21 protein-coding genes and 2 tRNA genes are annotated in these 26,137 nt (G+C 66.4%); 11 read left to right on the top strand and 12 right to left on the bottom strand.

The genetic code is table 11. The annotated features are described in order from the left end of the window. Positions 1-2: 2 nt before the first annotated feature. Complete coding sequence (locus ACA097_RS06270) at positions 3-410, bottom strand: quorum-sensing-regulated virulence factor family protein (protein WP_043250060.1); 408 nt, start codon at positions 408-410, stop codon at positions 3-5. A gap of 205 nt (positions 411-615) precedes the next feature. Between ACA097_RS06270 and ACA097_RS06265 the strand changes: the two genes are divergently transcribed. Further along, positions 616-1,332, top strand: coding sequence for a tRNA-uridine aminocarboxypropyltransferase (locus ACA097_RS06265; protein ID WP_371369166.1), 717 nt, complete (start codon positions 616-618; stop codon positions 1,330-1,332). Positions 1,333-1,335: 3 nt separating this feature from the next. On the opposite strand, the gene ACA097_RS06260 is transcribed toward ACA097_RS06265, so the two are convergent. Then, positions 1,336-2,220 (bottom strand): DMT family transporter, encoded by an 885-nt coding sequence (locus ACA097_RS06260; RefSeq protein ID WP_371369164.1) that lies wholly within the window; start codon positions 2,218-2,220, stop codon positions 1,336-1,338. Positions 2,221-2,449: 229 nt separating this feature from the next. Between ACA097_RS06260 and erdR the strand changes: the two genes are divergently transcribed. Together erdR and ACA097_RS06250 are read left to right on the top strand one after the other, a co-directional pair. Continuing rightward, entirely contained in the window at positions 2,450-3,100 is a 651-nt protein-coding gene (erdR, locus tag ACA097_RS06255; protein WP_043250065.1) for a response regulator transcription factor ErdR, read from the top strand. 82 nt (positions 3,101-3,182) lie between these two features. Then, on the top strand, positions 3,183-3,554 hold the full coding sequence (locus ACA097_RS06250; protein ID WP_371369162.1) for a diacylglycerol kinase: 372 nt from the start codon (positions 3,183-3,185) through the stop codon (positions 3,552-3,554). Positions 3,555-3,581: 27 nt separating this feature from the next. Here ACA097_RS06250 and ACA097_RS06245 read toward each other — a convergent pair whose 3' ends face one another. Next, the gene (locus ACA097_RS06245) at positions 3,582-4,508 is read right to left on the bottom strand and encodes a LysR family transcriptional regulator (protein WP_043250069.1); all 927 of its coding nucleotides are present in this window, start codon (positions 4,506-4,508) and stop codon (positions 3,582-3,584) included. A 232-nt stretch (positions 4,509-4,740) separates the two neighbouring features. Between ACA097_RS06245 and fpr the strand changes: the two genes are divergently transcribed. Beyond that, the gene (fpr, locus tag ACA097_RS06240) at positions 4,741-5,517 is read left to right on the top strand and encodes a ferredoxin-NADP reductase (RefSeq protein WP_043250071.1); all 777 of its coding nucleotides are present in this window, start codon (positions 4,741-4,743) and stop codon (positions 5,515-5,517) included. A gap of 128 nt (positions 5,518-5,645) precedes the next feature. On the opposite strand, the gene tsaA is transcribed toward fpr, so the two are convergent. Further along, a complete protein-coding gene (gene tsaA / locus ACA097_RS06235; RefSeq protein WP_043250073.1) occupies positions 5,646-6,347 on the bottom strand; it encodes a tRNA (N6-threonylcarbamoyladenosine(37)-N6)-methyltransferase TrmO in 702 nt (233 codons plus the stop codon). Between the two features lie 40 nt (positions 6,348-6,387). Then, on the bottom strand, positions 6,388-7,158 hold the full coding sequence (locus ACA097_RS06230) for an SDR family oxidoreductase (protein WP_371369159.1): 771 nt from the start codon (positions 7,156-7,158) through the stop codon (positions 6,388-6,390). 219 nt (positions 7,159-7,377) lie between these two features. Between ACA097_RS06230 and ACA097_RS06225 the strand changes: the two genes are divergently transcribed. Beyond that, a complete protein-coding gene (locus ACA097_RS06225) occupies positions 7,378-8,922 on the top strand; it encodes an ArnT family glycosyltransferase (RefSeq protein WP_371369157.1) in 1,545 nt (514 codons plus the stop codon). Here the strand turns inward: ACA097_RS06225 and ACA097_RS06220 are convergent. Together ACA097_RS06220 and rimO are read right to left on the bottom strand one after the other, a co-directional pair. Next, the gene (locus ACA097_RS06220) at positions 8,891-9,352 is read right to left on the bottom strand and encodes a DUF1456 family protein (RefSeq protein WP_371369155.1); all 462 of its coding nucleotides are present in this window, start codon (positions 9,350-9,352) and stop codon (positions 8,891-8,893) included. The two genes, ACA097_RS06225 and ACA097_RS06220, sit on opposite strands and share 32 nt — an antisense overlap. 58 nt (positions 9,353-9,410) lie before the next feature. Next, positions 9,411-10,733, bottom strand: a complete 1,323-nt coding sequence (gene rimO / locus ACA097_RS06215; protein ID WP_160286074.1) for a 30S ribosomal protein S12 methylthiotransferase RimO — start codon at positions 10,731-10,733, stop codon at positions 9,411-9,413. Between the two features lie 251 nt (positions 10,734-10,984). On the opposite strand from rimO, the gene ACA097_RS06210 reads away from it, so the two are divergent. Continuing rightward, on the top strand, positions 10,985-12,889 hold the full coding sequence (locus ACA097_RS06210; RefSeq protein ID WP_371369152.1) for a potassium transporter Kup: 1,905 nt from the start codon (positions 10,985-10,987) through the stop codon (positions 12,887-12,889). 444 nt (positions 12,890-13,333) lie between these two features. Here the strand turns inward: ACA097_RS06210 and ACA097_RS06205 are convergent, their stop codons facing one another. The 5 genes from ACA097_RS06205 to ACA097_RS06185 all read right to left on the bottom strand — a co-directional run bounded on the left by ACA097_RS06205 (position 13,334) and on the right by ACA097_RS06185 (position 18,376). After that, entirely contained in the window at positions 13,334-13,891 is a 558-nt protein-coding gene (locus ACA097_RS06205) for a cytochrome b (protein WP_160286075.1), read from the bottom strand. 123 nt (positions 13,892-14,014) lie between these two features. Continuing rightward, positions 14,015-15,295 (bottom strand): virulence factor family protein, encoded by a 1,281-nt coding sequence (locus ACA097_RS06200; protein ID WP_043250082.1) that lies wholly within the window; start codon positions 15,293-15,295, stop codon positions 14,015-14,017. Position 15,296: 1 nt separating this feature from the next. Further along, the gene (gene mprF, locus ACA097_RS06195) at positions 15,297-17,936 is read right to left on the bottom strand and encodes a bifunctional lysylphosphatidylglycerol flippase/synthetase MprF (protein ID WP_371369149.1); all 2,640 of its coding nucleotides are present in this window, start codon (positions 17,934-17,936) and stop codon (positions 15,297-15,299) included. A 166-nt stretch (positions 17,937-18,102) separates the two neighbouring features. Further along, positions 18,103-18,179: transfer RNA gene (locus tag ACA097_RS06190), tRNA-Met, on the bottom strand. A 120-nt stretch (positions 18,180-18,299) separates the two neighbouring features. Continuing rightward, a tRNA-Met gene (locus ACA097_RS06185) sits at positions 18,300-18,376 on the bottom strand. Positions 18,377-18,590: 214 nt separating this feature from the next. Between ACA097_RS06185 and dinB the strand changes: the two genes are divergently transcribed. From dinB to gcvT, 5 genes are all read left to right on the top strand, one after another. After that, positions 18,591-19,652 carry a DNA polymerase IV gene (gene dinB, locus ACA097_RS06180; protein WP_371369147.1) on the top strand — a complete coding sequence of 354 codons (1,062 nt, stop codon included), beginning with the start codon at positions 18,591-18,593 and terminating at the stop codon, positions 19,650-19,652. Between the two features lie 58 nt (positions 19,653-19,710). Continuing rightward, complete coding sequence (locus tag ACA097_RS06175; protein WP_371369145.1) at positions 19,711-21,240, top strand: sigma 54-interacting transcriptional regulator; 1,530 nt, start codon at positions 19,711-19,713, stop codon at positions 21,238-21,240. 273 nt (positions 21,241-21,513) lie between these two features. Further along, entirely contained in the window at positions 21,514-21,891 is a 378-nt protein-coding gene (gcvH, locus tag ACA097_RS06170; RefSeq protein WP_043250090.1) for a glycine cleavage system protein GcvH, read from the top strand. A 14-nt stretch (positions 21,892-21,905) separates the two neighbouring features. Next, a complete protein-coding gene (gcvP, locus tag ACA097_RS06165) occupies positions 21,906-24,770 on the top strand; it encodes an aminomethyl-transferring glycine dehydrogenase (RefSeq protein ID WP_371369143.1) in 2,865 nt (954 codons plus the stop codon). Positions 24,771-24,862: 92 nt separating this feature from the next. Next, on the top strand, positions 24,863-25,975 hold the full coding sequence (gcvT, locus tag ACA097_RS06160; protein WP_371369141.1) for a glycine cleavage system aminomethyltransferase GcvT: 1,113 nt from the start codon (positions 24,863-24,865) through the stop codon (positions 25,973-25,975). The last annotated feature ends 162 nt before the right edge of the window (positions 25,976-26,137 follow it).

Below are 26,137 nucleotides of genomic sequence, written 5' to 3'. Positions count from 1 at the left end.
CGTCACTTCTGCAGCTTGATGTGGCAACTGCCGGCGTCGAAGCGCTCGATGGCTACCGGATTGTTGGTGTGGTACTCGGTGAACTCGTAGGTGAGCACCGCGCCTTGGGCCAGCAGCTGGCGATAGCCGGTGTTCTTGCACACGCTGTCGCCCAGTTGGCTGCGCACGCTGCCGGGGTTCGCGCGCATCTTCTCGGCATGGCTGGCGCGCACGCTGAGGTGGTTGATCAGCTGCTTGCCCTGCACGGTGTAGCCCTGGTCGAGGATGTCCTCGTTGATGGCGCGCGGAGTGCCTTCGCTGCTCTCCTTGGCGACCTTCTCCAGGGTCTGGGTCAGTTCGTAGTCCTTCATGGATGCTGCCTGTGCGGCGGGCAGCACGAGGCAGAGGGCGAGGGCGGTGAGGCGTAGCATGGGGTTCTCCTGGCATGGGTGCCGCTTCGACCGCACCGAACATCGAGGGTTCGGCAGCGGAGTGCGCCGGCTATTGTCGCTGAAAACCGCCCGGCTGCCGAGAAAGGTCACAACGCGACGCTCTGCTAGAATCGCCGCCCGCATCCGATCTGCCGTTTCGAGTCGCCATGTTCCCGTTCCCCGTCGCCCTTTTGCAGGGCCGCCCATGAGCCACGCCGTCGCCCGTTTGCGTGCCGAGCGCCTGGCCCGCTGCATCAAGCCTTTCGTCGCGCGGGGTTCGCGCTCGCCGCGTTGCCCTGGCTGCCGCCTGCGGCCGAACTACTGCATGTGTGCCTGGCAGCCGAAGGTGCAGAGCAACGCCGGGATGTGCCTGGTGATGTTCGACACCGAGCCGCTGAAACCGAGCAACACGGGCTGGCTGATCGCCGAGACGGTACCGGACACCTGGGCCTTCGGCTGGTCGCGCATCGAGGTCGATCCGGCGCTGCTGGCGCTGCTCGACGATCCGCAGTGGCAGCCGTACGTGGTGTTTCCCGGTGAATTCGTCGCTGCCGAGCGGGTGGTCGAGAAGGTCGAGCCGCAGGAGGGCAAGCGGCCCTTGTTCATCCTGCTGGACGCGACCTGGAACGAGGCGCGCAAGATGTTCCGCAAGAGCCCGTACCTGGATCGCTTCCCGGTCCTGAGCATCACCCCGGATGCGCTGTCGCGCTATCGCCTGCGCCGTTCCAAGTTCGACGAGCACCTGTGCACGGCCGAAGTGGCGGCGCTCTGCCTGGGGTTGGCGGGCGACCAGCAGGCCGGTGAGGCGCTGGACGCCTACCTCGACGTGTTCAGCGAGCGTTATCTGGGCTCCAAGCGTCAGCAGCCGCTGGACGAGCAGAGCCTGGCGCACCAGGCCCTGCGGCCCTTCACCGCGCTCTGAAGGTCAGGCTGCGCGGGCTTCGGCCTTGCCTGGCCAGAGCTGGGCGACCAGCATGCCGGCGAGCATCAGGCCGCAGCCCAGGTAGCCGCGGGCGTGCAGGCTCTCGCCGAGGAACAGCGCGCCGGCGATGGCGGCGAATACCGCTTCCAGCGAGAGGATGATCGCGGCGTGCGAGGCGATGGCGTGCTTTTGCGCGATCACTTGCAGGGTGAAGCCGGTGCCGACGCCGAACAGGCCACCATAGAGCAGCGCCGGGCCGGCCTGGACGATGGCGTCCCAGTGGATTTCCTCGAAGATCACCGCCAGCACCAGGCTCACCACCGAGCAGGTGGCGAACTGCAGGAAAGCCAGGCGGATTGGGTCGTAGCGGCTGGCGAACAGGCCCACCAGCAGCACGTGGCCGCCCCAGACGACGGCGCCGGTCAGCTGCAGCCAGTCACCGGAGGCGACGTGGAAGTCAGGGCCGATGCTCAGCATGGCCATGCCACTCACCGCCAGTGCGGCGCCCAGCCAAGTGCCCGTGCCGGTGCGGTGGCCAAGCAGCAGGCCGAGCAGCGGCACGAAGATCACGTAGAGACCGGTGATGAAGCCGGAGTTGGTCACGCTGGTGAACAGCAGGCCGACCTGTTGCAGGTTGATGCCAACGGTCAGCGCGGTACCAATGGCCAAGCCGGCCAGCAGCAGGCCACGGTTGAACGGTTGCGCGCCGCGCTTGCCCGTCCAGACCATCAGTGGCACCAGCACCAGGGCGCCGAGGGCAAAACGCAGGCCGGTGAAGAGGAACGGGCCGATGGCATCCATACCCAATCGCTGCGCGACGAAGGACACCCCCCAGATCATGGCGGTGAACAGCATCAGGATATCGGCGCGCAGGGCGTGGCTTTTCATGGTGTTCTCAACAGGCAGATCAGGCAGAAAAAAGAGCGCAACTCTGCCGCATTGACCGACCCATTGCAAAGCACGGCGCAATACCTGCGGGAGCGCCGGGAGACGCAATCTCGGCGGGCATCGGCGGGGCGCTTTGGCGTACAATGCGGCGCATCGGGTTCAGACCTTTCCGGCGCTGGCTCGGCCGTTACCCACGGCCGGGATCGAGCGCGGCCAGCAAGGACAATTCATGGCTTCCTACGAGATCCTGATCGCTGACGATCACCCGCTGTTCCGCAGTGCACTGCATCAGGCCCTTACCCTGGGCCTGGGTTCCGATGCGAAGCTGGTGGAGGCAGCCAGCATCGCCGAGCTGGAAGCCCGGCTGAACGAAAAGGCCGACTGGGACCTGGTCCTGCTCGATCTGAACATGCCCGGCGCCTACGGCTTCTCCGGCCTGGTGCTGTTGCGCGGGCAATACCCGCAGATTCCAGTGGTGATGATCTCCGCCCAGGAAGACGCCGCCGTGGTGCAGCGCTCGCGAGAGTTCGGCGCCAGCGGTTTCATTCCCAAGTCCAGCGACATGGCCACCCTGCAGCAGGCGGTGCGCGCGGTACTCGACGGCGACGTCTGGTGGCCGCCGCAGGCCGATGCAGTGACCGAGCTGAGCGAGGAGGCGCGCGCCGCCAGCGCCGGCCTGGCCAGCCTGACGCCACAGCAGTTCCGCGTCCTGACCATGGTCTGCGAGGGCCTGCTGAACAAGCAGATCGCCTATGAGCTGAGCGTCTCCGAGGCCACGGTGAAGGCCCACGTCACGGCGATCTTCCGCAAGCTCAACGTGCGTACCCGGACCCAGGCGGCGCTGCTGCTGCAACAGATGGAAACGGTTCCCGCCCCCTGATCGCCACTTCATTGATCTTCGCTTCACAACTTCTCGCGGCGCCTGGATTAGAGTGCCGCGCTCTTTGCACAGGAATTCCGCAGTGACTTCGTCCCCCTTCAAGGGCCAGACCGGCCTGAAACGCATCCTCAATGCCGCCGGCTATTCCCTGGCCGGCTTTTCCGCGGCCTTCCGCGGCGAGGCGGCCTTCCGCCAACTGGTGCTGATCAACGTCATCCTCATTCCGCTGTCGTTCTTCTTCCATGTCACCCGTGGCGAGCGCGCGCTGATGATCGCGGTGTGCCTGCTGGCGCTGATCGTCGAACTGCTCAATTCAGCCATCGAGGCGGTGGTCGACCGCGTTTCGCTTGAGCGCCACCCGCTGTCGAAGAACGCCAAGGACATGGGCAGCGCTGCCCAGTTCGTCGCGCTGACCATCATCAGCGTGGTCTGGGCCGTCATTCTGCTGGGCTGATTGCCCCGCAGTTTTCCTGGGTTCCCGTCAGGGAATCATCGGCAACACGATCTCGTCGCTGCGGCTGATGCCGGCGGTTTCGCTGCGGCACAGGTCGAGGAACTCGCGCATGCTCGCGGTTTGGTATTTCTGCCGGTGCCAGATGAAGTAGAACTGCCGGCGCAGGTCCAGTTGCGGGGTTTCCACCGGCACCAGGCTGCCGCGGCGGAAGGCGTCGCGCAGGGCCAGGCGCGAGATGCAGCCTATGCCCAGGCCGGATTCCACGGCGCGCTTGATCGCCTCGGTGTGCTCCAGCTCCAGGCGGATGTTCAGCGGCTCCAGGTGGTGGCGCATGGCCTGGTCGAAGGTCAGCCGGGTGCCCGAGCCCTGCTCGCGGAGAATCCAGGCCTCGCTGCTCAATTGCCTCAGGTCCACCGGTCCGGCCTTGGCCAGTGGATGCTGGGGCGCGCAGAACACCACCAACTCGTCTTCCATCCACGGCTGCACCTCGATGTCCGGGTGCTGGCAGTCGCCTTCGATCAGGCCCAGGTCCAGCTCGTAGTGGGCGATGCGCTGCACCACGTGCGCGGTGTTGTGCACGTGCAGGCGCACCCGGCAGTCCGGCTGGCGCTGCATGAAGGTGCCGATCAACAGGGTGGCGAGGTAATTGCCGATGGTCAGCGTGGCGCCCAGATCGAGCGAGCCGAAGGCACTCTTGCCGTTGAGCAGGCTCTCGATCTCGCTGCCCCGGTCGAGCAGTGCCACCGCCTGCGGCAGCACCTGGCGGCCGAGGGCGTTAAGGGTCAGGCGCTTGCCGGCGCGGTCGAACAGCTTGCAGTCGAACTGCCGCTCCAGTTCGCCCAGCGCGGTACTGGTCGCCGACTGCGACAGCGACAGCGCTTCGGCCGCGCGCGAGACGCTTTCCTGTTGGGCGACGGCGACGAAGACTTCCATCTGGCGCAAGGTGAATTTCATGCTGGGCGAGGGCTCCAGAGGGGCTGTTCGGCGCGACATTCTGTCGCCCCGAGGTGGGCTTGGCGGGAGAAAGGTGCGCGGCAGGCCGCGAATTCCGGTCCTTATCTGCGATTTGGATTAGCAATATCCAGATAATTTATTTTGCGGATATTGTCGTCCCCTATAAAATGTCGCGCAATTGCGCTACGTCCGGGATCCGCTGGGGTGCGCCACCAATCTCTAGGAGTCCTCGATGAGCAACCTGTACACCGAGCGCGTTCTCAGCGTGCATCACTGGAACGACACCCTCTTCAGCTTCAAGACCACCCGTAACCCGGGCCTGCGCTTCAAGACCGGTCAGTTCGTGATGATCGGCCTGGAAGTCAACGGTCGTCCGCTGATGCGTGCGTACTCCATCGCCAGCCCGAACTACGAAGAGCACCTGGAGTTCTTCAGCATCAAGGTTCCGGACGGTCCGCTGACCTCGCGTCTGCAGCACCTGAAGGAAGGCGACGAGCTGATGGTCAGCCGCAAGCCCACCGGCACCCTGGTGCTGGACGACCTCAAGCCCGGCCGTCACCTGTACCTGCTGAGCACCGGCACCGGCATGGCTCCGTTCCTCTCCGTGATCCAGGACCCCGAAGTCTACGAGCGCTTCGAGAAGGTCATCCTGGTCCACGGCGTGCGCTGGGTCAGCGAGCTGGCCTACGCCGACTTCATCACCAAGGTCCTGCCGGAGCACGAGTACTTCGGCGACATGGTGAAAGAGAAGCTGATCTACTACCCCCTGGTCACCCGCGAAGACTTCCGCAACATGGGCCGCCAGACCGACCTGATGCGCAGCGGCAAGCTGTTCGCCGACATCGGCCTGCCGCCGATGAACCCGCAGGACGACCGCGCCATGATCTGCGGCAGCCCGAGCATGCTGGACGAGACCAGCGAAGTGCTGGACGGCTTCGGCCTGCAGATCTCGCCGCGCATGGGCGAGCCGGGCGACTACCTGATCGAGCGCGCCTTCGTCGAGAAGTAAGCTCCGGCTACATGAAAGAGCCCGCCAATTGGCGGGCTTTTTCGTTGGCGATTCTTTAGGAGCGGCCCATGGCCGCGATTCGCGGATGAATCCGCTTACAGGGCGATCGGCGGACCGTAGGAGCGGATTTATCCGCGATCCGCGGGCTGCACGTCCAGCACGCGGATGACGCCTGGTTCGGGGTAGTGCCAGTGCACATCCAGGTCCCACAGCCGCGCGCCGTAGCGGCGTTCCGGCGTCGGCTGCTGGTAGGCCGGGCGCGGGTCCTGGGCCAGGCATTGCTCGACCAGCTCGACCACCGGCTCTCCCAGGCGTAGCGCCTGCTCGCGGGCCTGGGCCAGCGCTGCATCGCTCCACTGCACCGGGATGGGCGCGGGTGGTGCCTCGGCGATGGCGTTGCGCGCTTCGGAGACGATGTCCGCGTAGGGCACGTACGGCTTCACATCGAGCACCGGGGTGCCGTCGAGCAGGTCGATGCCGGACAGCCAGAGTCGCCCGGGCTCGACCTTCTCCAGTTTCACCACCGACTGGCCGATGCCGTTGGGGCGATGCGTGGCGCGGGTGGCGAACACGCCGAGGGAGCGGTTGCCGCCCAGGCGCGGCGGGCGCACCTTCAGGCGTGGTTTGTCTTCCAGGGCCTGGTGGAAGAGGAAGATCAGCCAGACATGGCTGACCTGCTCCAGGCCCGCCACCGCATCGCCGGTATCGAACGGTGGCAGCAGCTCCAGCACGCCGCGCGCGGCCGGTGCCAGTTGTGGCTGGCGCGGAATGGCGAACTTCTCCTTGAAGCAGGAGCGAATGTGGCCGATGGGCGAGACGGAGTGGGACATGGCGGCACAGGCGTGTAGCAGGGGCCGCCATGTTACCCGATCAGAGGTGGAAACCGCCGTCGATGGGGATGATGTTGCCGGTCATGTAGGCGCCGGCGGTGCTGGCCAGGCTGATCGCCAGGGCGGCCATCTCTTCCTCGCGGCCCCAGCGCTTCATCGGGATGTGCGCGTTGTCTTCGGCCAGCGCCTCGGGGTCGTTGACGATGTGCCGGGTCATCTTGCTCGGGAAGCGCCCAGGGGCGATCACGTTGACGTTGATGTGCTGGCTCACCAGTTCGCGGGCCAGCATGCGCGACAGCTGGTGCAGCGCCGCCTTGCTCGGGCCGTAGGCGTAGGCCTGCTCGCCGAAGGAGGTGAGGCCGGCCACCGAGCCGATATTGATCACCCGCGCCGGGCTTGCCGCCGTACCGGCCTTGCGCAGCAGCGGCAGCAATTGCTGGATGCAGCTGAACACCGCAGTGACGTTGAGTTGCATGACCTTCTCCCAGCCCGAGGCCGGGTAGCTCTCCAGCGGCGCACCCCAGGTGGTGCCGGCGTTGTTGACCAGGATGTCCAGGCCTTCCAGGCGCTTCGCCAGTTCGGCGGCGAGGGCGCGGGCGCCATCCTCGCTGGCCAGGTTGGCCGGCAGGCCGTGGCACTCGCCATAGGCGGAAAGCTCGGCGGCTGTCTGTTCACAGGCCGCGCCATCGCGGGCGCAGATGTACACGCGGGCGCCGGCTTCGAGCAGGCCCTGGGCGATCATGCGGCCGATGCCGCGAGTGCCGCCGGTGACCAGCGCGGTGCGGCCGGCCAGGCTGAAGTAGGGATGCATCGGGGAGTCTCCTTTGGCTTCGACAGGCCTCCACCCTAAATGGCAGGCGCGGCAGCCGCCGAGCACCATCCAGAGCAGGAATGCCGCGCCATTGCCCGGGCGGGCGGCAAATCACGAGTTCTCTGCAACGAATTCACCTCGCCATAACGCTTGCGGCGCCAGCATTTGCGCCGCCGCATCCATTGGAGGTGCCGGCGTTCGCTGCCGGGAGTCGTTTTGATGAAGTTGTTCCGTACGGAGCATGGCGCCCTGGGGCTGCTGCTGGGCGTGTCGGCGCTGATCCTGCTTTGCGGCCTGGGCGCGCGCGAGGTCTGGGGGCCGGAGGCGCGCTGGGCCGATATCGCCCTGCAGATGCTGCAGTCGCACGACTATTTCGACCCCTACCTCATGGGTGGGGCCTATTACGACAAGCCGCTGCTGTCGTACTGGCTGATCACCGCGCCGGCCAGCCTGTTCGGCCTCAATCACTGGACCCTGCGGCTGAGCTCCGTGCTCGCCGCCTGGGCGAGCATCTGGCTGGTCTATCTGCTCGGCGAGCAACTGTTCAGCAAGGGCATCGGGCTGGTCGCCGGCTGGCTGCTGGCAACCACTTTCTACTTCGCCTTCTGGGCGCGGGTGGCGACCGCCGACCTGGTCACCGTGTGCGGCATCCTCGCCGCGCTGCTGTTGTACTGGCGCAACCCCGACGACACGCGCTTCAGCCGCTACCTCGGCTTCTGGCTGCTGCTCACCCTGACTTCGTTGTTCAAGGGCCTGATCGGCTTCGTACTGCCGGCCCTGGTGCTGCTGCCGCACCTGCTGGGCGAAGGGCGCTGGCGCAAGCACTGCAACCTGCGTTTCCTGGCCGCGCTGCTGGTTTCCGCGGTCGTGTACTTCATTCCCTTCCTGCTGTCGCACCTGTATGGCCAGCCGACCTACGGCGAGAGCGGCCTGTACCTGGTGTTCCGCGAGAACGTGGTGCGCTTCTTCCACCCCTACGACAACTTCGGGCCCATCTACACGTACCTGATCTACCTGCCGGTCTACACCTTGCCCTGGGCGCCGTTCTGGATGGCCGGACTGTGGCTGGCGCTGCGCAACTGGAAGGGCCTGGAGCCGAATGTGCGCTGGCTGGTCTGGGCGCTCGGTCTGCTGTTCCTGTTCTTCACCGCCAGCGGCAGCCGGCGCAGCTACTATGTGCTGCCGCTGGTGCCTTTCGCGCAGTTGCTGGCGGCCTGGTGGATCGTCCGGCGTCTTGAGGCGCGGCAGTCTGCCGGCCGCGGTTGGGCGTGGGCCTTCGGTGGGGTGGCGATTCTTCTGCTGCTGGTGCTTGGGGTGATCTACCCCTGGAGCAACGGTGGAGGCGGGGTGATCACCTTCGCCGATCAGGTGCGTAGCCAGGCAACGCGGCAGGCGCCTTGGCCACAATGGCAGGTGGTGATCGTCGATGGCGACAACAAGCTGCCGATGTACCTGCAGGGCACGAGCGAGCCGTTCTTCTATGTACACGACAGCGCCGATTTTCCGCGCGAGGGCGACAGCGCCGCGTTTTTCGCCTGGCTGGAGCGCTACAGCGGTCGTCACTGGGACCCGCTGCGCACCGTGGTGATCGGCTATTACCCGAAGCCGGAGAGGATGCCGCTGGCTTACCTTGCGGCCGACCACCAGCGCCTGCTCACCCCGCAGACCAACGGCGCGCGGCTGTTCAAGCAGCACGAGGGTGGTAGTGTCGCCTACATCCCTGCGGATTCGGTCAGCCGCGCAGACGCGCCGTCAGCCCCTTGAGGAAGTTGCGCAGGATCTGGTCGCCGCACGGGCGGTAATTGTCGTGGCCGGGGGCGCGGAACAGTGCGTTGAGTTCGCCCTTGGTCATGATCAACCCGGCGGCGTCCAGGACCGCCAGCAGGTCGTTGTCGCGCAGCTCGAAGGCGACGCGCAGTTTCTTGAGGATCAGGTTGTTGTTCAGCGGCAGTTCCAGTGGCGGCAGCGGACGGCTTTCGTCGCGGCCACGGCGATGGATGATCAGGCCGTCGAGGAAGCGCGCCAGCACCTCGTCCGGGCACTCGCGGTAGCCGGCCTCGTCGTCGCGGCGCAGCAGGTCGGCGACTTCCGCGGCGGTCAGCGGCTGGCCGGCGAGCTGGGCGATGGCGGCGACTTCGCCATCGCCGATGTCGAGGCTGTAGCGCAGGCTGCGCAGGATGTCGTTGTTCAGCATGGCGGGAATTTCCTTGGGGCGGAAAGAGAAAGCCCCGCTAGGCGGGGCTTTCGTCGACTCAGGCCAGCTCGGCCCAGAGGTCGTATTCGTCGGCGTCGGTGATGCGCACGCGCACCTTGTCGCCCGGCTTCACGTCGAAGCTGTCGATGTAGACGGCGCCGTCGATTTCCGGGGCGTCGGCGGCGGAGCGGCCCACTGCGCCTTCGTCGTCGACTTCGTCGATCAGCACTTCGATTTCCTGGCCGATCTTGCGCTGCAGGCGCGCGGCGGAGATCGCCTGCTGGTGCGCCATGAAGCGCTCCCAACGCTCTTGCTTGACGTCATCGGGGACCAGCTCCAGGCCCAGCTCGTTGGCCGGGGCGCCTTCGACCGGCGAGTACTGGAAGCAGCCGACGCGGTCGAGCTGGGCTTCGGTCAGCCAGTCGAGTAGGTACTGGAAGTCTTCTTCGGTCTCGCCGGGGAAGCCGACGATGAAGGTCGAGCGGATGGTCAGCTCCGGGCAGATCTCGCGCCACTTCTTGATGCGCGCCAGGGTCTTGTCCTCGAAGGCCGGGCGTTTCATGGCCTTGAGCACTTTCGGGCTGGCGTGCTGGAAGGGGATGTCCAGGTACGGCAGCAGCTTGCCGGCGGCCATCAGCGGGATGACGTCGTCGACGTTCGGGTACGGGTAGACGTAGTGCAGGCGCACCCACACGCCCATGCTCGACAGCGCTTCGCACAGTTCGAGCATGCGGGTCTTCACCGGCTGGCCTTCCCAGAAGTCCAGCTTGTACTTGAGGTCGACGCCGTAGGCGCTGGTGTCCTGGGAGATCACCAGCAGCTCCTTGACGCCGGCCTTGACCAGGCGTTGGGCTTCGCTGAGCACGTCGCCGACCGGGCGGCTGACCAGCTTGCCGCGCATCGACGGGATGATGCAGAAGCTGCAGCTGTGATTGCAGCCTTCGGAAATCTTCAGGTAGGCGTAGTGGCGCGGGGTCAGCTTGATGCCTTGCGGCGGTACGAGGTCGACGAAGGGGTCGTGGTCGGCCTTGGGCGGCACCACTTCATGCACCGCGTTGACCACCTGCTCGTACTGCTGCGGGCCGGTGACTGCGAGCACGCTGGGGTGCACGTCGCGGATGGCGTCTTCGGATACGCCCATGCAGCCGGTGACGATCACCTTGCCGTTCTCGGCGATGGCTTCGCCGATGGCGTCCAGGGATTCGGCCTTGGCGGTGTCGATGAAACCACAGGTGTTGACCACCACCACGTCGGCGTCCTCGTAGGTGGGCACGATCTCGTAGCCCTCCATGCGCAGCTGGGTGAGGATGCGTTCGGAGTCGACCGTTGCTTTGGGGCAACCAAGGGAAACGAAACCGACTTTGGGCGTTGCGGTGGACATCTGTGGCTAACCTCGAAGGGCGCGCTGGCGGCGCCTCTGATCAAAAAGTGCGCAATTCTACCGGCAGCCCGCGTGCTTGACCAGCCTCCCTGAGGCAAGCTGTCGCAGGCGAGCGGCGAATTGCCAGTCGCTGTCAGAGTAATCGCACGTAACAGGCTCTATATTCATTCAAGTCAGGCTTTCGCGACTCTTGCATCGCCGAGTGCGTCGGAGCAGGATGCGCCGAATTTTTCGTAGAGGAATTTCGTTACATGTCCGATGCCAGCGCTGGAACCGCAGAGCACCAGGAGCGCCACTCGAGCTCCGCCGTGGGAATGATGGTGGCGGCTGTGGGTGTTTGCTACGGCGACATCGGCACCAGCCCGCTGTATACGCTCAAGGAAGTGTTCGTCGGCGGCTACGGTGTGGAAGTCGGGCATGACGCCATTCTCGGCGTGCTCTCGCTGATCTTCTGGTCGCTGATCTGGGTGGTGTCGATCAAGTACGTGATCTTCGTCCTGCGCGCCGACAACGAAGGCGAAGGCGGGGTGATGGCACTGACCGCGCTGGCGCGTAAAGCGGCGCACGGCTACCCGCGGCTGAGTTCGGTTCTTGTGGTGCTCGGGCTGTTCGGCGCTTCGCTCTTCTACGGCGACAGCATGATCACCCCGGCGATCTCGGTACTCTCGGCGATCGAGGGCCTGGAGATCGCCTTCGATGGCCTGGAGCACTGGGTGGTGCCGCTGTCGCTGATCGTGCTGGTCGGCCTGTTCCTCATCCAGCGCCACGGTACGGCGCGCATCGGCATCCTCTTCGGCCCGGTGATGGTGATCTGGTTCGTGGTGCTCGGCGCCCTGGGCCTCTATGGCATCTACCAGCACCCGGTAGTGCTGCACGCGGTCAACCCGTTCTGGGCGGTGAACTTCTTCGTGGTCCACCCGGGCATCGGCGTGGCCATCCTCGGCGCCACCGTGCTGGCGCTGACCGGCGCCGAGGCGCTGTACGCCGACATGGGCCACTTCGGCCGCAAGCCGATCTCCCGCGCCTGGTTCGCCCTGGTGCTGCCGGGCCTGCTGCTGAACTACTTCGGCCAGGGCGCGATGATCCTCTTCAACCCCGAGGCGGCGCGTAACCCCTTCTACCTGCTGGCGCCGTCCTGGGCGCTGCTGCCGATGGTGGCGCTGTCCACCGTGGCTACGGTGATCGCTTCCCAGGCAGTTATTTCCGGCGCCTTCTCGCTGACCCGCCAGGGCATGCAACTGGGCTTCGTGCCGCGCATGTTCGTGCAGCACACCTCCAGCCAGGAACAAGGGCAGATCTACATCGCCGGGGTGAACTGGGCGCTGATGGTCGGCGTGGTGCTGCTGGTGATCGGCTTCGAATCCTCGGCGGCGCTGGCCTCGGCCTACGGTGTGGCAGTGACAGGGACCATGCTGGTCACCACCTTGCTGATGGGCGTGATCTTCTGGTTGCACTGGAAGTGGCCGCTGTGGCTGACCATTCCGTTCTTTGCCGTGATGCTGCTCGTGGACGTGCTGTTCTTCTCGGCGAACCTGCCGAAGGTGTTGCAGGGCGGGGCCTTCCCGGTCGTCGCCGGTGTCGCCTTGTTCGCTCTGATGACCACCTGGAAACGTGGCCGCCAGCTGCTGGTGGACCGCCTGGACGAAGGCGCGCTGCCGCTGCCGCTGTTCATCTCCAGCATCCGCTCGCAGCCGCCGCATCGCGTGCAGGGCACTGCGGTGTTCCTGACCGCCCGCGCCGACGCCGTGCCCCATGCGCTCTTGCACAACCTGCTGCACAACCAGGTGCTGCATGAGCAGGTCGTACTGCTCACCGTGGTCAACGAAGACATTCCGCGCGTGGCCACGGACCGTCGCTTCGAAGTCGACGCCTATGGCGAGGGCTTCTTCCGCGTGGTGCTGCACTACGGTTTCATGGAAGACCCGGACATCCCGGCGGCGCTGAAGTATTGCCACCTCAACGAGCTGGACTTCAGCCCGATGCGCACCACCTACTTCCTAAGCCGCGAAACGGTGATCCCGTCCAAGCGCATCGGCATGGCGCGCTGGCGCGAAGGGCTGTTCGCCTTCCTGCTGAAGAACGCCAACGGCAACCTGCGCTACTTCAACCTGCCGCTGAACCGGGTGATCGAGCTGGGGACCCAGGTGGAAATCTGAGGTTCATCCGCTGCATGAAAAAGGCGCCTTCGGGGCGCCTTTTTCATGGGCGTGTCCCGAGTCCCTTGTAGGAGGGGATTTATCCGCGAAACTCCTCGCGCCGAATTGCCCTTGTAGGAGCGCGCCATGCGCGCGAATCGCGGCCATGGGCCGCTCCTACAGGGGAGCGCCTTGCCGTGCGGTTCGCGAGCAAGCTCGCTCCTATGCAAAGCGTAAGCGCGCTTCGCTCTTGGGACTTCCAGCGATACATCCATACATGCCAAAGCGACGCAGAAACACGAAGTCTCTGGATTCCCGCGTTCGCGGGGAAGACGTGGAAGGGCGACGTGGTACGTGACTGTAGGAGCGGACCTTGTCCGCGAAAAGAATCGCGGATGAAACCGTTCCTACAGGAGCGAAGGACCATGAAAAAGCCCCGCCGAGGCGGAGCTTTTTCTATCCCGATCAGGCCTCGCGCGAGCCCGGCAGCATGCGCGCCAGGGTGTTGTCGCGGGCGACGTAATGGTGGAACAGGCCGGCGGCGGCGTGCAGGCCGATCAGCCAGTAGCCGAGGTTGGCCACGGTTTCGTGCCAGCCCTTGATCTGCTTGGCCAGGTCCGGGTTCTGGTCGAGCAGCGGCGGCAGCTCCAGGCCCCAGAACGGGATCGGCTTGCCGGCGGCGCTGAGGGTCGCCCAGCCGGCGAGCGGCAGGCCGATCATGACGAGGTACAGGGCCAGGTGCATCAGCTTGGACGCGGCGTTCTGCCAGGCCGGCGGCGCCGGGGTGATCGGCGGGGTGGGGTGGATCATGCGGCCGAGCAGGCGCAGCCAGACCAGGGCGAAGATGCTCAGGCCGAGCATGAAGTGCCACTGGCTGAGCAGCGCGCGCCCGTCGCTGCCCTTGGGGAAGTTTCCTTTCAGTTCGATGCACGCGTAGGTGCCGGCAATCAGCACCAGCATCAGCCAGTGCATGGCGATCGACAGGCCGCCGTAGCGGCGTGGCGGGGTGGCGGACGTGTTCATCTCGACTCCTTGTGGCTCAGGCGGACCTCGCTCACGGCAGCGGGGCGAGGGCAGCTTGCGCGACCAATCTGAAGACAGTCTGAAGGTGCGCGCTGCATCGCCAGTTTAAGCCCGAACGCCGGCTCAGGACTCGTTGGGCTGCGTCTGCCGCGCGCGAATGGCGTTCACCAGGCGCTTGGCCAGGGCCGGGTAGTTCTCGTCGAAGTGGTGGCCGCCGGGCAGTTCGAGGTTCTCGCCGACCGCCTGGGGCTGGGTGCAGCCGCTCTCGTCCTTCTCGTCGAGGCCGTAGACGCAGAACACCTTGGGTGCCGGCAGATGGGCCATTTCAGGGCCGGTCGCCGCTTCCTTGCCGGCCTTGCCGAGCCAGCCCTGGACTTCGATCTCGAAGCTGCCGCTGCGCGCCATCGCCAGCAGCAGGATGGTGCTCACCTGTTGCTTGTCGGCTTCCGGCAGGCGGTTGTAGATCGCCGGCAGGACGTCGGCGCCGAAGGAGAAGCCGGCCAGGACAAAGTGCTTGGCGCCCCACTTCTCGCGGTAGTGCTGCATCATCAGGGCGAGGTCGGCGGCGCTCTGCTCGGGGCTCTTGTGCTCCCAGAAGTAGCGCAGCGCATCGACCCCGACCACCGGGTAGCCGAGCTCGGCCATCTGCCCGGCGACGTCACGGTCCAGGTCGCGCCAGCCGCCGTCGCCCGAATAGAACAGGGTGACGGTTTCCGATGGCTTGGCAGCCGGTACCTCGACCACCGGGAAGTTGTCGCCGCCGCCCTGGATCAGGCGCTTGAGCTGGTCGTCGAGCACCTTCTGCAGGTTGTCGTAGTAGTCGGCGATGACGGTTTCGGCATTCTGCTGGGTGCGGGTGAAGCGCGCGCTATCGTCATCCGGGTTGTCGTTCCAGGCGGCCACCCAATGGCCGTGGGCGGCGCTTTGCGGCAGCGGCGTGGCGGCGCAGTCTGGTTTGCCGAGGGAGAAGGCGACCGACAGGGCCTTGGCCTTGTCGTCGTTCTGCCCGGCAAGCCAGCGCCAGGCGTAGGCGCCGCCGGGGCCGACGCCAGCGACCAGGGTCGGTTGGCCGTCGAGCAGGTTGGTCGCGGCCTGGGCGCGATGCTGCTGCGCGGCGCAATCCTTCTCCGGGAAGATGAACTGGGCGACCTTGGCCCCGTTGTCGTGGGCCAGGGCGAGCAGTTGCGCGTCGCTCAGCTGCTGGTCCTGCGGGACGGCGACCAGCACCCGTGCGGTCGGGCGCTTGCCTGGGCTTGCGAGGGTCACCGGGCTGCCGTCGGGCAGCTTGCTGTGCTCCAGTTTCGCCTGGGACAGCGGGTGCAACCACAGCCAGGCAGCTGCGGTGGTTACGGCAATGATCAACAGCAGGACGATGGCCAGCAGGCGCCAACGACGTTTCGACATATCAGCGTTTCACCAATCCAGTCAGGCCGCCGGCAATCAGTGTGGCGGTATCGGCCAGGGCCACCAGCGGGTCCAGTCCCGCGGGCACGGCCAGGTAACGGGGTTCCCAGTCGGGCTGGAACTTGTCCTTGAAGCGGCGCAGCCCCTGGAAGTTGTAGAACTGCTCGCCACGGTGGAACACCAGGGCGCCCAGGCGTTGGGTCAGCGGCGCGCCACGGCGCGGCTGCAGGCCGGAGAGCGGCACCATGCCGAGGCTGAAGCGTGCGTAGCCGCGCTCCTTGTAGTGCAGGATCAGGCCGAGCATGAGGAATTCCATGGTCATCTTCGGTGCGTCGGGCACCACGCGCATCAGGTCCAGGCTGGCCAGTTCGTGGCTGGCGGTTTCCAGCAGGTTGGCAAAGGCCACTGCACGGCCCTGATGGCGAACCACGGCGACACGGAAGTAGTGCAGGTATTCGGGCGTGAAACGACCGAGGGAGAAGCCCTTCTCACGGGTCGCCTTGCCGCCCAGCCAGGCGTCGGATATCGCCCGTAGCTCGTCGAGCGGCGCCTGCCCTGCGTCATGGAACTCCACCGAGAGGCCGTCGCGCTGGCCGCGGTTCCAGGTGTAGCGCAGGTCCTTCATGTCCTTGCCCTTGCTCTCCAGGTCGAAGCGGCGCAGGTCGACCCGCGCCTCTTCGCCGAGCTTGAGGGCGGTCAGGCCGATATCCATGTAGAACGGCAGGTTCTCCGCGCGCACCTGGTAGAACACCGGGCGCGCGTGGTGCAGGTCGCAGAGGTCGCGGAACTGCCAGATCAGCTCTGCGCGCGCCTGGGTCGGGCCGATCGGGTCGTACAGCGCGACCAGGCTGCGGCCGCGGCGGGCGTACATGAGGAAGGCGTCTTGCGTCGGGTGGAACAGCAGGGCCTTGTCGCCGGACAGTGCAAGGCCGCCGTCGGGCTGCTCGGACTGGGCGAGGATGGCGGCGGCGCGGTCGAGTTCTTCGCGGGTCGGCTCATGGATCGCCGGCGGCGAGGTGCGCAGCAGCCAGGTCAAGGCCACGGCGGCGAGCAGCAGGCAACTGCCCAGCGCGGCGCGCAGGCCGCGCGGGGCGTCGGCGTCCAGGGCGAACTGCCACCAGAGCTCATGGCTGTAGGGCACGTCCTGGTAGGCGAAGAGGAACAGCCAGATCGAGGTCGCCACCACGCAGGCGGCCGCGGCCAGGTAGAGCGGCGAGAAGGGCACTTCCATCAGCCGGCTGCGGCGGTAGAAGGAACGGCGGAAGATTGCCAGCAGCAGCGCGGTTACGCCGAGGATGCTGGCTTCTTCCCAGTCCACGCCCTTGAGCAGCGAGAACACGGCACCGCTGATCAGCAGGATCAGGGTCAGCACCCAGGCGGCGGAAAGGCGCCGGCGCAGGCCCTGCGCCAGCAGCAGGCAGAGCACGCCGATGAGGCTGGCAGCGAAGTGCGAGGCGTCGACCAGGCGGTGGGGGACAAGGAAGTCCAGTTCGTCCAGGCGGGTATCGATGGACGGCGTGGCGCCGGAGAACAGCAGCACGATGCCCGAGATGAACACCAGCACCGCCAGCACCGGCGCGGCCAGGCCGGAAGCGGCGCGCATCGCCTGGCGCGCCAGGAGCATGCGCCGTGCCTCGACGGACAGTAGCACCAGGCAGGCCACCAGCAGCGGAAGGACCACGTAGATCAGCCGATAGAGCAGCAGGGCAGCAGCCAGCGGCGCGGCGCCCAGCTGGCCGGCGAAGGCCGCCAGGAGGATCGCCTCGAACACGCCGACGCCGCCGGGCACGTGGCTGAGCACGCCGGCGGCGAGGGCGATCATGTAGATCAGCAGGAAGGTGCCGAAGGGCGGCGCTTCGGGCAGCAGCAGATAGAGCACGGTGCCGGCGGCGGCCACGTCCAGCGCGGTGATCACCAGCTGGATCAGGCCCAGGCGCAGGCCTGGCAGGCGTACCGAACGATGACCGATACGGACCAGCTGGCTATCGGGCGAAGGACGTTCGGGCAGGCTGCGGCGTTCGATGCCTATCACCAGCAGCGCGCAGAAGGCCAGAATGGCGACCGCCACCGTGGCTACCAGCCAGGCCGGGATGTTCAGCGCCTGGGCGGTGTCTGTCAGGTCGCTGAGCGCGGCCATGGCGGCCAATACCGGTAATGCGCAGCCTAGCGAGAGGCTGGCGAACAGCGTCATGCGTGCCACTTCCATGGCGTTCAGCCCGGCGCGGGCGTAGAGCCGGTAGCGCACCGAGCCGCCGGAGAGCATCGACAGACCTACGGCGTTGCCGATGGCGAAGGCGCTGAAGCCGCCTGTCAGCAAGGTGGGCAGCGGCAGTTTCACACCGGCGAAGCGGCTGGCCGACCACTCGTAGCCGAGCAGGCAGATGAAGCCGGCGACGGTCGCGCCCAGTGCTCCCAGCAGGGAATCGGTGGGGACGTCGAGGATGGCGTCGTGCAGGGAATAGGGGTCGATGTCGCGCAGCAGGTGGTAGCAGGCGATCAGCGCCAGGGAGAACAGCAGCAGCGTGACGGCGATGCCGATCTGCTGGCGATGGGCATTGATTCGATCCAGCAGGCGCGGCCCGGTCTCGACGGGGCTGGCTGCTTCTTCGGGCGTATCAGGCGCGGAAGGGTTGGCGCGCATCGTGCACCTCGTGGATTTTGCGCGACACAATAGGGGCGGTGCCGCGAATTCCCAAGTCCTTGGGGCGAATAGTCGCCATCCATTATGGAAGCCGGGACTCCGACGGGCTCGGTTCAATCCCTCGGCAACGAAAAAAGCCACTCTAGGAGTGGCTTTTTTCTGTGTTTGGTTGCGGGAGCTGGATTTGAACCAACGACCTTCGGGTTATGAGCCCGACGAGCTACCAGACTGCTCCATCCCGCGGCGCCCATTTTACTCGGGAGGAGACTGCTGTCAATCGATTTCTGCTTTTTAATCAATAATTTAAATTGACGCGCAAATGAAAAAGGCCACTCCGCGGAGTGGCCTTTTTCATCGAATCTTTGGTTGCGGGAGCTGGATTTGAACCAACGACCTTCGGGTTATGAGCCCGACGAGCTACCAGACTGCTCCATCCCGCGGCGGCCATTCTACTCAGGAAGACTACCCTGTCAACAAAAAAGTGTTTTTTCTTCAAATATTTAGCGAGCCAGGGAGGGCAGGGCGCGGCAGCCGGGGCTTTGCGGGGCCTTGGGCCGGGCGCGGCCGGCGTCGAGGTTGGCGCCGACCTTTTGCATTACCATACGCAGTCTTCCGGCGTGCCGCCGCAAGCCGGTCGAGGCAGAGACGTTTCCCTTGAGTGCCAAGCAGCGAAAGATCATCCATATCGATTGCGATTGCTTCTACGCCGCCATCGAAATGCGCGACGACCCGAGCCTCGCCGGCAAGCCGCTGGCGGTGGGCGGCTCGCCGGACAAGCGCGGCGTGGTCGCGACCTGCAACTACGAAGCGCGCGCCTACGGCCTGCACTCGGCCATGGCGATGCGCACGGCGGTGAAGCTGTGCCCGGACCTGACCATCGTTCGCCCGCGCATGGACATCTATAAAGGTGTGTCGCGGGACATCCACGCGATCTTCCGCGATTACACCGACCTCATCGAACCGCTGTCGCTGGACGAGGCGTACCTGGACGTCAGCGACTGCGAACATTTCGCCGGCAGCGCCACGCGCATCGCCCAGGACATCCGTCGGCGGGTCTGGGCTTCGCTGGGCATCACGGTGTCGGCCGGCGTGGCGCCGAACAAGTTCCTCGCCAAGATCGCCAGCGACTGGCGCAAGCCCAACGGGCTGTTCGTCATCACCCCGGACCAGGTCGAGGCGTTCGTCGCCGAATTGCCGGTGAAGAAGCTGCACGGCGTCGGCAAGGTCACGGCGGAAAAGCTGGCGCGGCTGGGCGTGCAGACCTGCTTCGAGTTGCGCGACTGGTCGCGGCTGGCGCTGGTGCGCGAGTTCGGCGGTTTCGGCGAGCGCCTGTGGAACCTCGCCCGCGGCATCGACGACCGGGCAGTGCAGGTGGACAGCCGCCGCCAGTCGATCAGCGTGGAGAACACCTTCGAGCACGACTTGCGCGACGTCGATGCCTGCCTCGCGGAGTTGCCGTCGCTGCTCGACGAGCTGCAGCGGCGCATGCAGCGCCTGGATGCCAGCTACCGGGCCGACAAGCCCTTCGTGAAGCTGAAGTTCCACGATTTCACCCAGACCACCCTCGAGCAGGCCGGCGCAGGCCGCGATCTGGACAGCTACCGTTCGCTGTTGGCGCAGGCTTACCAGCGCGGCGAGCGCCCGGTGCGGCTGATCGGCGTAGGCGTGCGCCTGGTCGATCTGCGCGGAAAAGCCGAGCAGCTCAGCCTCTTCTGAAATTGCCTGGGCGGCGAAAAATACCGATCATGCGCAGCGCGTAGCCAGGGCCCGAAGCATGCGAATCCACGTCACCTTCACCGACCGCGTCGGCATCACCCAGGAAGTCCTGGCGCTGCTGGGCGCGCGCAATCTCAATCTGGATGCGGTGGAGATGGTTCCACCCAACGTCTATATAGATGCCCCCGAGTTGCGCCAGGAAGTGCTCCACGAGCTGCATGGCGCCTTGCTGCGGGTGCGTGGCGTGCTCTCGGTGCAGATCGTCGACATGCTTCCCGGCCAGCGCCGCAGCCTGCACCTGGATGCACTGCTGGCGGCGATGAGCGATCCGGTGCTGGCGGTGGACGCCGAGGCCCGCGTGCTGCTGGCCAATCCGAGCCTGATCGAGCTGTGCGGTCGCCAGCCGGCCGGCGAATCGCTGTCCAGCTTGTTCGACGAGCCAGGCCTGGCCGAGCACCTGCGCGAGAAGGGCTTCCGCCTGCCGATGCACGAGGTTAGCCTGGGCGGGCAGCCGTTGCTGCTGGACGCCACGCCGATCCGCGGCGGTGGCGATGCCCTCGACGGCGGGCTGCTAACCCTTTATCCGCCGAGCCGAATCGGTGAGCGCCTGTCGGTGCTGCACCACGACCATGCCGAAGGTTTGCAGGGACTGATCGGCCGCTCGGCGCCGCTGACCCAGCTGAAGGCCCGTGTGCGCAAGGTCGCGGGGCTGGATGCACCCTTGTTGATCCAGGGCGAGACCGGCACCGGCAAGGAGCTGGTGGCGCGCGCCTGCCACGCGCTGAGTTCGCGCCGCGAGGAGCCCTTCCTCGCACTCAACTGCGCGGCGCTACCGGAAAGCCTCGCCGAGAGCGAGCTGTTCGGTTACGCCTCGGGCGCTTTCACCGGCGCCCAGCGCGGTGGCAAGCCGGGTCTGCTGGAGCTGGCCGACCGCGGCACCGTGTTCCTGGACGAGGTCGGCGAGATGTCGCCGTACCTGCAGGCCAAGCTGTTGCGCTTCCTTAATGACGGCTGTTTCCGCCGTATCGGCGGTGACCGCGAGACGCGGGTCAACGTGCGGGTGCTCTGCGCCACCCACCGCAACCTGACGAAGATGGTCGGCGAAGGCAGCTTCCGCGAAGACCTCTACTACCGCCTCAACGTGCTCAACCTGCAGGTGCCGCCGCTGCGCGAGCGCGGCCAGGACATCCTCCTGTTAGCCGAGCACTTCCTGCGCCAGGCCTGCACGCAGATCCAGCGCCCGCCGTGCCGTCTCGCGCCGGCGACGCACCCGTTGCTGCTGGGCAACCGCTGGGCCGGCAACGTGCGCCAGCTGCAGAACAAGATCTTCCGTGCGGCCGCGATTTGCGAGGGCGACGTGATCGAGGTGGGCGACCTGGAAGTGGCCGGCACCGAGCTCGACACCCGGCAGGCCGCGGACGAGGAGGTCACCAGCCTGGAGGAGGCCGTGCAGCAATTCGAGAAGTCGTTGCTGCAGCGCCTGTACGCGGCCTATCCGTCGACCCGCCAGCTCGCCGCGCGGTTGCGTACCTCGCACACCGCCATCGGACAGCGGCTGCGCAAGTATGGTATTCGCAGCGAGCATTGAGGTTTGGTTTGCGTGGAATGATTTCGCTCCATTGGAATGATTTCGTTCCGATCGAGCGAGGCCGCGCCAATCATGGCTTACAGACTGTTGTAACAGGGCTGTAGGACTTCCGAGATGGAATGAAATCGTTCCATTCAGGGTTCTTTGCTTGGCCTGATTTATATTTAAGCTATTGATTTATAAGTAAAAAAATCTATTGGCATTGCTCTTGCTATGTTCGCCGAAAAATGGCTGAGCTACCCGACGGCTCAGTCGCGTACAAGAGGACGATCCATGACCACCCTGCGCTTCACCCCCGACCATGAATGGCTGCGCCTCGAAGCTTCCGGCGAAGTGACCGTCGGCGTCACCGACTATGCCCAGGAAGCCCTGGGTGACGTGGTCTACGTCCAGCTGCCGGAGCTCGGCCGCCATGAGCAGGGCGCCGAAGTGGCGGTGCTGGAGTCGGTGAAGGCCGCCAGCAACATCGTCATGCCGCTCGCCGGCGAAGTCACCGAGGTCAACCCGGCCCTGGTCGACAGCCCCGAGCTGGTCAACCAGTCGCCGCTGGCCGATGGCTGGTTCTTCCGCATCCGCCTGGACGATGCCGCCGTACTCGACACCCTGATGGACCAGGCCGGCTACGAAGCCTACCTTTCCGCTCGCGCCTGAACCGGGAGGCCCTCATGAGCAAGATCCAACTGAGCACTACCAACGAGTTCATCGGCCGCCACATCGGCCCGCGCGATGCCGATACCCAGGCCATGCTTGAGCTGGTCGGCTACGCCAGCGTCGACGCCCTGACCGACAGCGTCATCCCCGACAGCATCAAGGGCACCAGCGTGCTCGGCGGCAGCGCCGGCCAGGGCGAAGCCGAGGCACTGGCCGATCTGCGCGCCATCGCCGCGCGCAACCGCCCGTTCCGCAACCACATCGGCCAGGGCTACTACCCCTGCCATACCCCGGCGCCGATCCTGCGCAACCTGCTGGAAAACCCGGCCTGGTACACCGCCTACACCCCGTACCAGCCGGAAATCTCCCAGGGCCGCCTGGAAGCCCTGCTGAACTTCCAGACCCTGGTCAGCGACCTCACCGGCATGCAGATCGCCAACGCCTCGCTGCTCGACGAAGCGACCGCCGCGGCCGAGGCCATGACCTTCTGCAAGCGCCTGTCGAAGAACAAAGCCGCGCAGGCCATCTTCGTTTCCGCCCACTGCCATCCGCAGACTGTCGCGGTGCTGCGCACCCGCGCCGAACCGCTGGACATCGAAGTGGTGGTCGGTGACGAAAGCGCCTTGGAAGATTTCTCTGCCTACTTCGGCGTGCTGCTGCAGTACCCCGCCAGCACCGGCGCCCTGATCGACTACCGTGCGCTGGTCGAGCGCGCCCACGCCGCCAACGCCCTGGTGGCCGTTGCCGCTGACCTGCTGGCCCTGACCCTGCTGACCCCGCCGGGCGAGTTCGGCGCCGACGTGGTCCTGGGCAGCGCCCAGCGCTTCGGCGTGCCGCTGGGCTTCGGTGGCCCGCACGCTGCCTTCTTCGCCACCCGCGACGCCTTCAAGCGCGACATGCCGGGCCGCCTGGTCGGCATCTCCATCGACCGCTTCGGCAACCGCGCCCTGCGCCTGGCCATGCAGACCCGCGAGCAACACATCCGCCGCGAGAAAGCGACCAGCAACATCTGCACCGCGCAGGTGCTGCTCGCCAACATCGCCAGCATGTACGCCGTCTACCACGGTCCGCAGGGCCTGCAGCAGATCGCCCGGCGCGTGCACCGGCTGACCGCGATCCTGGCCGAGGGCCTGAAGCAGCTCGGCCACCAGGTCGAGCAGGAAGCCTTCTTCGACACCCTGAGCCTGGTCACCGCTCGTCCGGCGGCTGAACTGCACGCCGCTGCCCAGGCCGCTGGCATCAACCTGCGCGCCATCGATGCCGCCCGCGTCGGCATCTCCATCGACGAAACCTGCGAGCAGGCCGCCATCGAGGCGCTGTGGGCGGTCTTCGCCGCCGCCGGCCAGGCCCTGCCGGACTTCGCCGCCCTGGCCGAATCCGTGGGCGACCGCCTGCCGGAAGCGCAGCTGCGCCGCTCGGCGATCCTGCGTCACGAAGTGTTCAACCGTTACCACTCGGAAACCGAGCTGATGCGCTACCTGCGCAAGCTCGCCGACAAGGACCTGGCGCTGGACCGCAGCATGATCCCGCTGGGTTCCTGCACCATGAAGCTCAACGCCGCCAGCGAGATGATCCCGGTCACCTGGCCGGAATTCGGCAGCCTGCACCCGTTCGCCCCGGCCGAGCAGGCCGAAGGCTATCGCCTGCTGACCGAAGAGCTGGAGGCCATGCTCTGCGCCGCTACCGGCTACGACGCCGTGTCGCTGCAGCCCAACGCCGGCTCCCAGGGTGAGTACGCCGGCCTGCTGGCCATCCGTGCCTACCACGCCAGCCGTGGCGAAGGTCACCGCGATGTCTGCCTGATCCCGTCCTCCGCCCACGGCACCAACCCGGCTACCGCACAGATGGCGGGTATGCGTGTGGTTGTGACCGCCTGCGATGCGCGCGGCAACGTCGACCTGGCCGACCTCAAGGCCAAGGCCGAGGAGCACCGCGATCAGCTGGCCGCGATCATGATCACCTACCCGTCGACCCACGGCGTGTTCGAGGAAGCGGTCCGCGAGATCTGCGCCATCGTCCACGACAACGGCGGCCAGGTGTACATCGACGGCGCCAACATGAACGCCATGGTCGGCCTCTGCGCGCCGGGCAAGTTCGGTGGCGACGTCTCCCACCTGAACCTGCACAAGACCTTCTGCATCCCGCACGGCGGTGGCGGCCCGGGCGTCGGCCCGATCGGCGTGAAAGCGCACTTGGCGCCCTTCCTGCCGGGCCACGGCGAGCAGCTGGAGCGCAAGGAAGGCGCCGTAAGCGCCGCGCCGTTCGGCAGCGCCAGCATCCTGCCGATCACCTGGATGTACATCCGCATGATGGGTGGCGCCGGCCTCAAGCGCGCCTCGCAGATGGCGATCCTCGGCGCCAACTACATCGCCCGTCGCCTGGAAGAGCACTACCCGGTGCTCTACACCGGCGAGAACGGCCTGGTCGCCCACGAGTGCATCCTCGACCTGCGTCCGCTCAAGGAAACCAGCGGCATCAACGTCGACGACGTGGCCAAGCGCCTGATCGACTTCGGCTTCCACGCCCCGACCATGTCCTTCCCGGTGGCCGGCACCCTGATGGTGGAGCCGACCGAGAGCGAGTCGAAGGAAGAGCTGGATCGCTTCTGCGACGCCATGATCTGCATTCGCGAAGAGATTCGCGCGGTGGAGCGCGGCGAGCTGCACGCCGATGACAACCCGCTGAAGAACGCCCCGCACACCGCGGCGGAGCTGGTTGGCGAGTGGTCGCACCCGTACAGCCGCGAGCAGGCGGTATTCCCGCTGGCTAGTCTGATCGATGGCAAGTACTGGCCGCCGGTAGGTCGCGTGGACAACGTCTATGGCGACCGCAACCTGGCCTGCTCCTGCCCGTCGATCGCAGACTACCAGGACGCGTAAACCTTCAGTCCCAGCGCCCGCGCAAGCGGGCGCCGTGGCCGCGATGGGTGCCGGATGCGCCGACGCGGCCTTTTTTTCGCCAAGGAGTTGCCATGAGCCTCGCCAAGACGCCCCTGTACGACCTGCACCTGGAACTGGGTGCGAAGATGGTTCCCTTCGCCGGCTACGAGATGCCGGTGCAATACCCGCTGGGCGTGCTCAAGGAACACCTGCACACCCGCGCCCAGGCCGGCCTGTTCGACGTCTCGCACATGGGCCAGCTGCGCCTGCGTGGTGACGGCGCGGCGGCCGCCCTGGAGCGCCTGGTGCCTGTGGATATCCTCGACCTGCCGGTCGGCCAGCAGCGCTATGCGATGTTCACCAACGAAGAGGGCGGCATCCTCGACGACCTGATGGTGGCCAACGCCGGCGACCATCTGTTCCTGGTGGTCAATGCCGCCTGCAAGGACCAGGACCTCGCCCACCTGCGTGCGCACCTGGGTGACGCTTGCGAGATCGAGTCGCTGTTCGACAGCCACGCGCTGCTCGCCCTGCAAGGCCCGGCCGCTGCCGAGGTGCTGGGGCGCCTGGCGCCGGCGGTGAAGGCGCTGACGTTCATGCAGGTGACCAGCGTCGAGCTGCTCGGCGTGACCTGCAACGTCAGCCGCTCGGGCTACACCGGCGAAGACGGCTACGAGATCTCGGTGCCTGCGGATCATGCCGAGGCCCTGGCCCGCGCGCTGCTGGCTGAGCCGGAAGTGCAGCCGATCGGCCTTGGCGCCCGCGACTCGCTGCGCCTGGAAGCCGGTCTGTGCCTCTATGGTCACGACATGGACACCGAGACCACGCCGGTCCAGGCCAGCCTGGTCTGGGCCATCTCCAAGGCGCGCCGCGCCGATGGCGAGCGCGCCGGTGGCTTCCCCGGCGCCGAGCGCATCTTCGCCCAACAGCGTGAAGGCGTGGCCGGCAAGCGCGTCGGCCTGCTGCCGCAGGAGCGCGTGCCGGTGCGTGAAGGTGCAGAGATCGTCGACGCCGATGGCGTGGTGATCGGCAAGGTCAGCAGTGGCGGCTTCGGTCCCAGCCTGGGCGCGCCGGTTGCCATGGGCTACGTGGCCAGCTCGCATGCGGCGCTGGAGAGCGAAGTGTTCGCGATGGTGCGCGGCAAGCGCGTGCCGATGAAGGTGGCGCGTACGCCTTTCGTACCGCAGCGTTACTACCGCGGCTGACGTGCGGCGTATAACCGTTCGCGGTTATACGCCCTGCACCTCTGCGCATCGCCCTGTAGGAGCGGATCTCATCCGCGAAGGCCCGCGTAGATGTTTCCCTGTAGGAGCGGCCCATGGCCGCGAATCGCGGACAAGGTCCGCTCCTACCATTTCCCGTCATTG

The sequence above is a fragment of the Pseudomonas sp. QL9 genome, from assembly GCF_041409665.1.
GTDB classification, from domain to species: domain Bacteria; phylum Pseudomonadota; class Gammaproteobacteria; order Pseudomonadales; family Pseudomonadaceae; genus Pseudomonas; species Pseudomonas knackmussii.
Note: the sequence above shows the minus strand (reverse complement) of the source record. Positions and strands in the feature narration are given on the sequence as shown.